11 protein-coding genes are annotated in these 11,315 nt (G+C 30.3%); 8 read left to right on the top strand and 3 right to left on the bottom strand.

Features of this window, described 5'->3' with window-relative positions; translation table 11 throughout:
- Positions 1–331 precede the first annotated feature (331 nt).
- Positions 332–1,078 (top strand): carboxymuconolactone decarboxylase family protein, encoded by a 747-nt coding sequence (locus B5E87_RS13945; RefSeq protein ID WP_087245882.1) that lies wholly within the window; start codon positions 332–334, stop codon positions 1,076–1,078.
- A 15-nt stretch (positions 1,079–1,093) separates the two neighbouring features.
- Here B5E87_RS13945 and B5E87_RS13940 read toward each other — a convergent pair whose 3' ends face one another.
- A complete protein-coding gene (locus B5E87_RS13940; protein ID WP_087245880.1) occupies positions 1,094–2,407 on the bottom strand; it encodes a replication-associated recombination protein A in 1,314 nt (437 codons plus the stop codon).
- A 119-nt stretch (positions 2,408–2,526) separates the two neighbouring features.
- Between B5E87_RS13940 and B5E87_RS13935 the strand changes: the two genes are divergently transcribed.
- The 4 genes from B5E87_RS13935 to B5E87_RS13920 are packed head-to-tail and all read left to right on the top strand — an operon-like array spanning position 2,527 to position 6,714.
- Complete coding sequence (locus tag B5E87_RS13935) at positions 2,527–3,360, top strand: DUF5685 family protein (RefSeq protein ID WP_087245878.1); 834 nt, start codon at positions 2,527–2,529, stop codon at positions 3,358–3,360.
- A complete protein-coding gene (locus B5E87_RS13930) occupies positions 3,361–3,963 on the top strand; it encodes a J domain-containing protein (RefSeq protein WP_087245876.1) in 603 nt (200 codons plus the stop codon). It begins immediately after the preceding gene.
- A 13-nt stretch (positions 3,964–3,976) separates the two neighbouring features.
- Positions 3,977–5,740 carry a molecular chaperone DnaK gene (dnaK, locus tag B5E87_RS13925; RefSeq protein WP_087245874.1) on the top strand — a complete coding sequence of 588 codons (1,764 nt, stop codon included), beginning with the start codon at positions 3,977–3,979 and terminating at the stop codon, positions 5,738–5,740.
- Positions 5,741–5,784: 44 nt separating this feature from the next.
- The gene (locus tag B5E87_RS13920) at positions 5,785–6,714 is read left to right on the top strand and encodes a GNAT family N-acetyltransferase (RefSeq protein WP_087245872.1); all 930 of its coding nucleotides are present in this window, start codon (positions 5,785–5,787) and stop codon (positions 6,712–6,714) included.
- 74 nt (positions 6,715–6,788) lie between these two features.
- Here B5E87_RS13920 and B5E87_RS13915 read toward each other — a convergent pair whose 3' ends face one another.
- Positions 6,789–7,385, bottom strand: a complete 597-nt coding sequence (locus B5E87_RS13915; protein WP_087245870.1) for a LexA family protein — start codon at positions 7,383–7,385, stop codon at positions 6,789–6,791.
- Between the two features lie 138 nt (positions 7,386–7,523).
- On the opposite strand from B5E87_RS13915, the gene B5E87_RS13910 reads away from it, so the two are divergent.
- Both B5E87_RS13910 and B5E87_RS13905 read left to right on the top strand, forming a co-directional pair.
- Positions 7,524–8,429 (top strand): Y-family DNA polymerase, encoded by a 906-nt coding sequence (locus B5E87_RS13910; RefSeq protein WP_087245868.1) that lies wholly within the window; start codon positions 7,524–7,526, stop codon positions 8,427–8,429.
- Between the two features lie 34 nt (positions 8,430–8,463).
- On the top strand, positions 8,464–8,730 hold the full coding sequence (locus B5E87_RS13905) for a hypothetical protein (RefSeq protein WP_087245866.1): 267 nt from the start codon (positions 8,464–8,466) through the stop codon (positions 8,728–8,730).
- A 134-nt stretch (positions 8,731–8,864) separates the two neighbouring features.
- On the opposite strand, the gene B5E87_RS13900 is transcribed toward B5E87_RS13905, so the two are convergent.
- Entirely contained in the window at positions 8,865–10,217 is a 1,353-nt protein-coding gene (locus B5E87_RS13900; protein ID WP_087245864.1) for an MATE family efflux transporter, read from the bottom strand.
- A gap of 215 nt (positions 10,218–10,432) precedes the next feature.
- Between B5E87_RS13900 and B5E87_RS13895 the strand changes: the two genes are divergently transcribed.
- Entirely contained in the window at positions 10,433–11,179 is a 747-nt protein-coding gene (locus tag B5E87_RS13895) for a prepilin peptidase (RefSeq protein ID WP_158095628.1), read from the top strand.
- Positions 11,180–11,315 lie beyond the last annotated feature (136 nt).

Genomic DNA, 11,315 nt, shown 5'->3' with positions numbered 1-11,315 from the left:
ATATCAATACCAACTAATTTCATAAAAACCATCCTTTCAAATAAATTTCATGTGATGTGGTACCCACAACACTTAGACCATAAAACCTGGTTCAAAATGCGAATTCAAAGACTCATCTAACTCATCGTTATTGAGGAATAAGTGAGTGGTCCAAACCTCCTTGAAGTAGTCAAAGCCACACGGAAAAATACAAATCCACAAACACATATTTCAATTTTACATATAAACCTAAACGTCATCAACTACGTATTAATAAAGTTGATAGAAAGGAGAAGGTATATTTTAATGACTGATAAATGAGTCAATTATAATATACCAGGAAAATTTATTTATGAGAGATATTGAAAAAGCAAAAGAATTATATCAGTCATTGCATAAAGATCATTTTTGTCCTCATGACTTAGCATACGAGGAAATGATGATTCATTATATTTATGGTGATGTTTATCAGCATGGTAATCTTGATTTGCGTCTTAGAGAATTGATTTTAATTGTTGTTAATACAACGAATATGACTTTAGAATCTTTAAAAGAACATGTTTATGCAGCTTTAAAGGCTAATGTGACTCCAGTTGAAATGAAAGAAGCCATTTATCAATGTACTCCATATATTGGTGTAGGCAAAGTGAAAGAAGCTCTTGATGCTGTTCATGATGTTTTTGTTGAAAATCAAATTGAATTACCTTTGGAAGATCAATCAACAGTAGAAGAAGAAACAAGATTCCAGGCTGGATTTGATGTTCAAAGTGAAGCGTTTGGTCGTGAGAATATTCAAGCTAATCATGATCATGCACCTCAAGAATTAAAACATATTCAAGATTATTTATCTGCACATTGTTTTGGAGATTTTTATACACGTCAGGGGCTTGATTTAAAAATAAGAGAAATGTTAACTTTTGTTATGTTGGCAACTTTAGGTGGCTGTGAAAATCAGTTGCGTGCTCATACTATGGCTAATATACAAGTTGGAAATAGTAGAGACATGTTGATTGATGTGATTACACAATGTCAACCTTATATTGGTTTTCCAAGAACTTTAAATGCTATCAATATTATTAATGAAGTTACACAAAAATAAAAGGCCATTGACCTTTTATTTTTGATGTTTACGTTTCCATTGTTGAATTTGTTGAAGTCGCAGTGCGACTTTTTTTTCATTTCCTTGATTTGTTGGATGATAATATTCTCTGTCTTGAAGTGATTCAGGTAAGCAAGTCATAGTTGTCAGTTTATCTTGAAAATCATGTGCATATTGATAACCTTTACCATAATTTAAATCTTTCATTAAACGGGTAGGAGCATTGCGTAAATGTAAGGGAACTGGTTTGGCGATTGTCTTTAATGCATCCTTTTTAGCAGCTTCATAAGCGACATATAGAGCGTTAGATTTAACTGATAAAGATAAATAAGTGACAACATGAGTAAGATGGACACTGCATTCAGGCATTCCAATAAAATGACAAGCCTGATATCCTGCAATAGCAATTTCTAATGCTCTACTATCAGCCATACCAATATCTTCACTTGCAAATCTAACAAGTCGTCGTGCAATATATAAAGGGTCTTCACCAGCTTCAAGCATTCTGGCTAACCAGTAAATAGCAGCATTGACATCACTGTTACGCATTGATTTGTGTAATGCAGAAATCAAATTATAATGCTCTTCACCATTTTTATCATAGAGTAATGATTTTTGACTTGTCATTTGTTCGATAATTTGAGGAGTAATAGTGATGTGATCATGATCACGAGGAGCATTATAAAAAGCCATTTCTAATGTGTTAAGAGCAACTCTAGCATCTCCATTTGCAAAATGAGCGATCATTGATAAACTTGAAGAATCAATATCAACATGAAAGTGACCAAAACCTCTAGGATCTTCAATAGCATGATGCAAAAGTTCCATAATATCTTCAACATTTAAAGCATTTAAGACAAAAACTTTACAACGTGATAATAATGCTGAATTGATTTCAAATGAAGGATTTTCAGTTGTTGCACCAATGAGAGTAATACTTCCTTGTTCTACATATGGTAAAAAAGCATCCTGTTGTGCTTTATTGAAACGATGAATTTCATCGATAAAAACAATTGTTTTGATTCCTTGAAGATGTGTCTGCATGGCATCTTGCATGACTTTTTTTATTTCTCTAATACCACTATTGACAGCACTAAAATCAATGAAATGTGCTTTTGTTGTTTGGGCTATAATTTTTGCCAGAGTCGTTTTTCCAACTCCTGGAGGACCCCAGAATATCATAGAAGGAATCTGATCATTTTGTATAAATTGCCATAACACTTTACCTTTACCAACAAGATGTTTTTGTCCTACATATTGATCCAATGTCAGAGGTCTTAAACGATTGGCCAAAGGTTCTAAAACAGGCTGTTCTTTTGAGATTTTCATACCATTCACCAGCTTTCATTTTTATTTTAACATTTTTAAAATAAAGTTTCTATAAGTTCATGTTTCGTTCATATCTTCACACTATACTAATCATGATTTATTATGATAAGGAGATTATGATGTTTGGATATATAGTAATCAATAAACCAGAAATGAAATTTAAAGATTTTGATATCTATCAGTCATATTATTGTGGGCTATGTCGAACTATAAATGATAATTATGGTTTAAAAGGACGTGTGGCTTTAAATTATGATATGACATTTTTAGCTATTTTATTATCTGGTTTATATGAACCACACAATCAATCAAGCTATCGTAGATGCTTTTTACATCCACTGAAAAAGCATCTAGAAATACAAAATGAATATGTTGAATATGCTGCTAAAATGACAATTGCTTTAACATATCTTAAATGTGATGATGATTGGATTGATGATCAAAAGATGTCAAAACAGGTCTATAAGAAAATTTTGAATCATAGTTATCAATCTATAAAAAAAGAATTTCCACAAAAGATAGATATGATTGAAAAACAATTGGACAAGATTCATGAGTATGAAAAAATGGAAGATGTTCGTATTGATGATATTTCCGGATGTTTTGGAAAAGTCATGGCTGAAATTTGCTGTTTTCAAGATGATCTCTGGCAAGATTATTTGAGGGAATTTGGATTTTTTTTAGGTAAATATATTTATTTACTAGATGCCTATGATGATATTGAAAAAGATCTAAAAGACAATAACTATAATCCATTTATTTCTCATTTTCAAGATGAACACTTTGAAGAGAGATGTCATGATTTATTAGAAATGATGATTTCAAGAGCTGCCGAGGCTTTTGAATATCTTCCAATAGAGGAAAATGTTGAAATTTTAAGGAATATCATATATAGTGGTGTTTGGAGTCAATATGAATTACGTTATCAAAAAAGAATGGAGGATAAGAAGTAAATGGATCCATATCAAGTATTAGGAATTTCTCCAAATGCATCAGATGATGAAATCAAACATGCTTATCGAACATTAAGTAAAAAATATCATCCTGATGCTAATATTAATAGTGAACATCAGGCTGAATATACTGAAAAGTTTAAACAGGTACAAAATGCATATAAAACGATCATGGATAATCGAAAAAAAGGATTTACGAATCAAACATATGGTCAAAGTTCACAGTCGACTTATCAATATCAGGGTAATGATCAGGCGGCTTTTCAAGATGTTGCGGCATTTATTCAAGCTGGTCGTTATCAGGATGCTCTTCATATTTTGGAACAGATTCGTAATCGTTCATCAATATGGTTTTATTACAGTGCTTTAGCTATGAATGGTATAGGAAATAATGCAACAGCATTAGAATATGCACAAACAGCAGCGCAAATGGAACCTGGTAATTTACAATATATTTTCTTGGTTCAGCAATTGCAGGCTGGAAGTGGTCAATATCGTCAGACACAGCAAACTTATACGTCACCATATGCTAATATGGCTAATTGCTGTTATTCGTTATTGATGTTTAATATTTTTATGAGTTGTTGTTGTAGATGTTATTAAAGGAGAATGATTTATGAGTAAGATTATTGGTATTGATTTAGGAACAACAAATAGTTGTATGTCTTTTATTGAAAATGGAAAAACAACCATTATTCCTAATAGTGAAGGAGCGAAAACAACACCAAGTGTTGTAGCATTCACACATGATGGACAAAGACTTGTAGGGGAAAGTGCTAAGCGACAGGCTGTTACAAATCCAATGGGGACAATTTCATCTATTAAACGTGAAATGGGAACTGATTATAAAAAGAAAATTGGCAATCGTGAGTATACACCCCAGGAAATTTCTGCCATGATTTTACAGAAATTAAAAATAGATGCTGAAAATTATTTAGGAGAAGAAGTTAAACAGGCTGTTATTACAGTACCTGCTTATTTTAATGATGCCCAACGTCAAGCTACAAAAGATGCTGGAAGAATTGCTGGATTGGAAGTTATGCGTATTATTAATGAACCAACTGCAGCAGCATTGGCATATGGCTTAGAAAATAGTTATGGGCAAAAAATGATGGTTTTTGACTTAGGTGGAGGAACTTTTGATGTTTCTATTATTGAAATTGGTAATGGAGTGATTGAAGTTCTATCAACATCAGGAGATAATCATCTAGGTGGTGATGATTTTAATGAATTATTAGCACAACATATTTTAACTGAATTTGAGAAAAGCTCAGGGATTTCATTGAGAAATGATTTAATGGCTATGCAACGTATCAAAGAAGCCGCTGAAAAAGCAAAAATTGAATTATCTTCAATGACTTCTACTGTTGTATCTTTACCATTTATTACAACGACATCTGCAGGACCACAAAATTTAGAAATGACAATCACAAGAGATTTATTTAATCGTATTACTAGAGAATTAGTTGAAAGAACAATTCTCCCAATGCAAAATGCGTTAAATGATGCACGTTTATTACCTGCTGAATTGAATAAGATTATTCTTGTAGGTGGGTCTTCACGTATTCCAGCAGTTCAAGATAAAATTAAGGAAGTTACTGGAATTACACCAAGTAAATCATTAAATCCTGATGAATGTGTCGCTATGGGAGCAGGAATTCAAGGTGGTAAATTATCTGGTGATGTGACTGCAATGGGAAATTATGATGTCTTATTATTAGATGTGACACCATTGACATTATCTATTGAAACAGTAGGGGGAGTTGCAACTCCATTAATTGATCGAAATACACCAATTCCAACAAGTCATAGTCAAATTTTTACAACATCATCTAATTTCCAGACACAAGTTGAAATTAATGTTTTACAAGGGGAAAGACCTTTAGCTAAAGACAATAAAAGTTTAGGTAAATTTAAACTTAAAAAGATTAAGCGTGCAATGCGAGGAGTTCCACAAATTGAAGTCACTTTTGATATTGATGTTAATGGTATCGTAAGTGTTTCTGCAAAAGATTTGGCTAGTGGAAATATGCAAAGTATTACTATTGAAAATGGTTCTCATATGTCTGATGAAGATATTGAAAGAGCTATTCATGAAGCTAAACAATTTGAACAGCAGGATGCTAAAACAAAAGAAAGACTTGTTTTTAAAAATGATTTAGAAACATTAATGTCAAGAGTAGAAGCCAGTTTAGCAAAACATCATAAAGAAATAGATAAAACTGTAAGGACACAAATTAAAAATGAATTGAATCAATTAAAGAAATTAACAAAAAAAGTACAGTTTGAAACATGCCCAGATGCACAATTTCAGGAAATTAAAGAAGCAAAACAAAGATTGGAAGATAGTGCAGCGTTCTTGCTTTCTATGGGTGAATAAAGACATTGATCAAACATTAATGTCTTTTTTTATAAAAAGTATATATGGAAATAAGATTAGCCAAAGAGCAAGATTTAATAAAACTTGCTGAAATTGAAAGAATTTGTTTTCCTGCTCAAGAAGCTGCAACTAAACAACAATTTCAACAAAGATTTCTTGCTTTTCCTGATTGTTTTTTAGTAGCCGTTATAGAAGGACAGATTGTTGGATTTATCAATGGGGCAATGATTTCAACACGTTTTTTAATTGATCAATATTATGAAGATACATCCTTACATGATTTCAATCATCCATATCAAAGTATATTTGGTTTAGCCGTTTTACCAACTTTTCAACATCGTGGGATTGCTCAAAAATTAATGAATGCTTTTATTGATTTGGCTCTTACAAGAGGTAAAAAAGGCTTGGTACTGACTTGTAAAAAAGAGTTAATAGATTTTTATAAACAATTTGGTTATAGTTGCTTGGGAGTTTCTCAATCTATCCATGGTGGAGTGACATGGTATGATATGTTTTTAGAACTTGAAAGTCATGAAATGTGTTTTATTCCCATGCAATATTATCATTTAAATAAGTGTTCAATATTATTTCGGCAATGTTTTATGCAAGAACCATGGAATGAAACGTGGACTTATGAGCAGTCTTATCAGCGATTGAAAGAAATGCTACTTTCACCATATGCTTTGGGATATGTTCTATATCGAGATAATCAGTTGATAGGTATGATACTAGGGCGTCAAATGACTTATTTAGAAAAGAAAGAGCTATGGATTGATGAAGTCTGCATTTTACCAGAATTGCATGGACAACATTTAGGAAGTTATCTATTACAACAAACAAAAAAAGAATGTATCAAATTGCATATAGAGAGAATGGTTTTACAGACAATTCGTGGTTTTTTAAGTGAAGGATTTTATAGTAAAAATAATTTTGTTGAAGAAAAGCATTTGATTTGTATGTCTTGTGATATATAAAAAATCTCATAAATGGAGTGAACCCTTAAAGTTAGATTAGCTTTAGAGTTCAAAACATGAATGAGATTTTTTGTTTAAAAATAAGTTTTTGTATAAACGACTTTACCAATGATACGAACAGGAAGTTGTTCAACTTCTTCATTAGAAAAATATCTATTTTCAACAAGTGGGTTTGTGGCTTCCAAAATAAGCATATCTGGTTTTTTGATAATACGCTTCACTGTTACTTCTTCACCACCAATCATGACAACTGCAATATCACCTGTTGAGGCATAGGAACATTGTTTAATAAGGGCTAAATCTCCATCCATTATTCCTGATCCAGTCATGGAATCACCTTGAATCTGCAAAAAATAATCTCCCTTATAAAAATCTTCTTCTGTGACTTCTTCTTCACCCATATAATTATTTTCTCCATACATATCATATCCGGCTTTTGCATAACCTAAAATAGGACGCTTTAAATGAATGGACTTTCCTTTGATAACGGGTTCAATATCATAACCAAGGAGTTCATTTAATCTTTTTAATGTTTCATCTTGAATTCTTTTGACATCTCCTGAAATCCAACGACTGACAGTAGATTTCGTGACTCCTAGTTTTTGAGCAATTTCATCATTTGTAAGTTGATGCCTATATTTATAATCCTTAATAATGTCTTTGAGTTCCATAGTCAACCTCCTATATGCATATTATAGTATAAAATACATCTAAAATAAAGAAAAAATCAAAAATAATAAAATAAGTTGCATAAAAATATTGAAATATGCAACAAGGTCATATATAATAATTGACGAGGAGTGAGAAATATGTGGAAAACTTTAATTGGATATATTTGTTTTGAAGAATGCATAGATCAAATAGAGAAAAAGAGAAATTTCATTATAAAAAAGAGATTGATTCATCAAGAACTCATCAACAAACAAAGAAACATGGATGAATATTGTTTCTATAAAGAGCAAATAAAAAATATTTTATATGAATATTGTAATGATGTCTTTGAAGAAGAAAGAAATGATATATTTTTTGATTTAACAAAATCTCAATATGTATTTGGTATGGATTCTATCAAACTTATGAAATGTATTCAGCAAAGAATAGCAGATGAACTTTGTATTTCAATACATATAGGATTCAGTTTTCATCAAGAATTTGCCAAATGGATTTATATGCACAGTTATGAATCATATAGAATTTTAAGTTTTTATCAGGCAGTAAAAATATTTGGGAAGAATATATGCTCTCAAAAAAGAGATGAAATGTCTCAAATACATAGAACAGTTCATACCCTTCCTCAATCATTCGGTCAAGATAATCAAGATACTTTTTTAAATGCCAGAGAAGCTTTAATAATAGCACAAAATCTAAGCTTCAATTTAGTCAAGCAACTTAAAGAAAAAGATTATGGAATTCGTTGTATTCAAATTCAATTCTATGACATGCAGTTGAATTTTTATAAAAAAGAAGAGAAATTAAGAAATTATACAAATATTCATAGTGAGATTATGTATGTTATTGGAAAATTATTAAATGAATTTTCTTATCAGGGTCAATATTTTGGATTAAGAATAGTGTTATGCGATTTTAAAGATTTTCAGGATGAATCATATATATTACCAAATAAAGTGGATTTACATCATGTTAAAAGAAAAATATTTGGACAGCATAATCATTTGCCATTAAAAAATTGCTCATTGTTTGAAAAAACAGTTTAGTTCTTATGATCATCTCAGTAAGGAGAAGAGAACTATGTGTGATATGGATAATGTTTTAAAAGATATATATTCTTCTGATATTATTTTAAATCAAGATGAAGAAATGATGCTGGAACAGATACATATTCGTTATTTTGATTTAATGGATCAATTTCATGAACGTATTATAAATAGAAAATTAATACTGAGTGAAGAAGAAGTTGAAGAATTAGAAAACTGTGTGAATGAATTTGTTTATGAGTATGGATTTATACAGTTTAAACGAGGTGTTCATTTAGCTGTAGCTATTATACATGGATAATATTATGTATATAAAACTGTTTGTTTTTATAACTTTGTTTTATTTTGAATATCATTGAAAAATGGTAAGAAAAGAATCAAATGTACAACATTATCATATATTAAATTTTTGTAAAAAGAAAAGGAAATGAATCATTAATTTTCATTTCCTATTTTTATTTTTTTATAAACTTTTTGATATAAAAGAAAAGCAATGAATGAGGCAATCAGCTCTGATAAAGGAAATGTTAACCAGATACCAGTTACGCCAACAAGTGGTAAAAGAATAAGGGATAATGGGATAATGATGATAAATTGTCTTGTGAGTGTAATGATTAAAGAAATAGGTCCTTTTCCTAATGATTCAAAAACTCCAGACATAACAATGGCAAATGTAGAACAGATAAAACTTAATGATAAAATACGTAATCCAGTTATTCCAACCATAAGCATATCTTGATTGGCATTAAACATTTGAAGAATTTGAGCTGGGAAAATAAAGAATAGACATGTACCAAATAATAGAATAGTTCCAATAGTAAGAGTTGCCATTTTTAATGTCTGATCCATACGATTTCTTTGATGAGCTCCATAATTATAACTCATAATTGGACGCATTCCCTGTACAACTCCTGTTGTTGGCATATTAACGAATGTTTGCAGTTTATAATAGATACCAAAGAATGCAACGGCAGTTTGAGACACAGGAGCAAGGATACCATTTAATGCTGAAACTAAAACAGAAGGTAAACACATCATAACTCCAGATGGAATAGCTATTGAATATAAGTTTTTAAATGTATGCCAATCAATACGAAAATGACGGAATGAAATATGGATATGTGAATTATAGCGTAAGAATAAATATATTGATAAAAAGCAGGCACTAAATTGTCCAATAATAGTTGCTAGAGCTGCACCACTTACACCTAAAGCAGGTAATCCAAAATATCCAAAGATAAGTATTGGATCTAAAATAATATTAACAATTGCTCCAACCATTTGCATAATCATGGGAATAATCATATTTCCACAAGCCTGAAACATTTTTTCGATGGCTAAGTGAATAAATGTTGAAAATGTAAAAGTAATAACAATAAAACCGTATTCGATTCCATATTGTATGACATCCTGATTTTGAGTAAAAAGAGTTAAAAAAGGTTCTATAAGGAATAATCCAATTCCAACAAAAAGAATGGAATGTAAAAGTGTCATAACAATGCCTTGAGTAGCGACAAATGATGCTTCTTTATCATTATGTGCACCTAAATGTCTTGCAATAATGGCGTTTAAAGCAATACCTACACCACAGGAAAATGCTAATGATAAGTTTTGTAAGGGGTAGATTAACGAAACAGCTGTTAAAGCTTCTTCACCAAGCTGAGCCACAAAAATACTATCAACTATATTGTATAATGATTGAATAAGCATTGAAATCATTGGCGGAAAGGCCATAGACATCAAAAGGGGAAAAATAGGTTTATAAGCCATTGGATTTCTTTTTTCCATAAGTTGAGATTCTCCTTTCGTAAAAAAAGCTATAGAATTTTCTATTTATTAATCAGAAATAGAGAAATCTATAGCTTTACAGCACTCCATATTTTATAGAAAAAATAAAAAATGTCAAATATTTTTTGTTGAAAATGAATATATTTTAAGATAGAATAATATCGAAATATGAAACAAAACCAACTATAAAAATACCTATGAAAGGGGACATGAAGATGTTTTTATATGTATGGTTTTTTATTTTGGGTGCTGTTATAGGAAGTTTTTTTCAAGTGTGTAAAGATCGATTGCCACTTGGTTTGGATATTGTAAAAGGAAGAAGTTTTTGTTTTGATTGTTTGCATCCTTTACAATGGTTTGATTTAATACCTATTGTCAGTTATGTGATGTTAAAAGGAAGATGTCGATATTGTCATCACCGCATTTCACTTTTTTATCCTATCTTTGAAATGATGAGTGGTTTTTTGCTTGTCTTACTTGTCTATTATGAATCCCAAGTGATAAAGGCTATTCTTCTTTTTTTATTGATAATGGATTTTATAACCATTTCATTAATAGATAGACAATGGCAAATTATACCTGATGAAATGATTATTTTAGAAATATTTATTGTATTAGGATTAATGCCTTATAGTGATGTTTCATTGTGGGAACGTTTGATAGGTATATTGATTATAAGTATGCCATTATTATTACTCAATTTTTGGATTCCAGATAGTTTTGGTGGCGGGGATATCAAATTATTGATGGTTAATGGCTTTATGTTAGGATATATAAAGATTATACTTGCTTTTACGATAGCGGTTTTATTGGGTGGAATCTATGCATCATATTTACTTTTTTATAAAAAAACACATCGCCATCATCATATCGCATTTGCTGGTTTTCTTTGTGTGGGAATTCTTATTTCTTTGTTTTTTGGAGAATATATTTTATATTTTTACAGCTATTTGTTTATTTAATTAACAAAAAAATAAATAATTTAATTTGAAAAGTAAATTCTACTTTTTTTAAGACTAAGTTCTACTTAAAAAACATTGATAAGTAGAACTTAATCTTGGAAATGTCATGATTTATATTTTTAATCTTTGTATTTAT

Source organism: Massilimicrobiota sp. An142 (assembly GCF_002160725.1).
In the GTDB taxonomy this organism is placed as follows: domain Bacteria; phylum Bacillota_I; class Bacilli_A; order Erysipelotrichales; family Coprobacillaceae; genus Allocoprobacillus; species Allocoprobacillus merdigallinarum.
Note: the sequence above shows the minus strand (reverse complement) of the source record. Positions and strands in the feature narration are given on the sequence as shown.

Bases quoted from the DNA above. Each gene is read 5' to 3' on its own strand.
- B5E87_RS13945 (WP_087245882.1), top strand. From the start codon at position 332: ATGAGAGATATTGAAAAAGCAAAAGAATTATATCAGTCATTGCATAAA.
- B5E87_RS13915 (WP_087245870.1), bottom strand. From the start codon at position 7,385: ATGGAACTCAAAGACATTATTAAGGATTATAAATATAGGCATCAACTT.
- B5E87_RS13940 (WP_087245880.1), bottom strand. From the start codon at position 2,407: ATGAAAATCTCAAAAGAACAGCCTGTTTTAGAACCTTTGGCCAATCGT.
- B5E87_RS13900 (WP_087245864.1), bottom strand. From the start codon at position 10,217: ATGGAAAAAAGAAATCCAATGGCTTATAAACCTATTTTTCCCCTTTTG.
- dnaK (WP_087245874.1), top strand. From the start codon at position 3,977: ATGAGTAAGATTATTGGTATTGATTTAGGAACAACAAATAGTTGTATG.
- B5E87_RS13930 (WP_087245876.1), top strand. From the start codon at position 3,361: ATGGATCCATATCAAGTATTAGGAATTTCTCCAAATGCATCAGATGAT.
- B5E87_RS13935 (WP_087245878.1), top strand. From the start codon at position 2,527: ATGTTTGGATATATAGTAATCAATAAACCAGAAATGAAATTTAAAGAT.
- B5E87_RS13895 (WP_158095628.1), top strand. From the start codon at position 10,433: ATGTTTTTATATGTATGGTTTTTTATTTTGGGTGCTGTTATAGGAAGT.
- B5E87_RS13905 (WP_087245866.1), top strand. From the start codon at position 8,464: ATGTGTGATATGGATAATGTTTTAAAAGATATATATTCTTCTGATATT.
- B5E87_RS13920 (WP_087245872.1), top strand. From the start codon at position 5,785: ATGGAAATAAGATTAGCCAAAGAGCAAGATTTAATAAAACTTGCTGAA.
- B5E87_RS13910 (WP_087245868.1), top strand. From the start codon at position 7,524: ATGTGGAAAACTTTAATTGGATATATTTGTTTTGAAGAATGCATAGAT.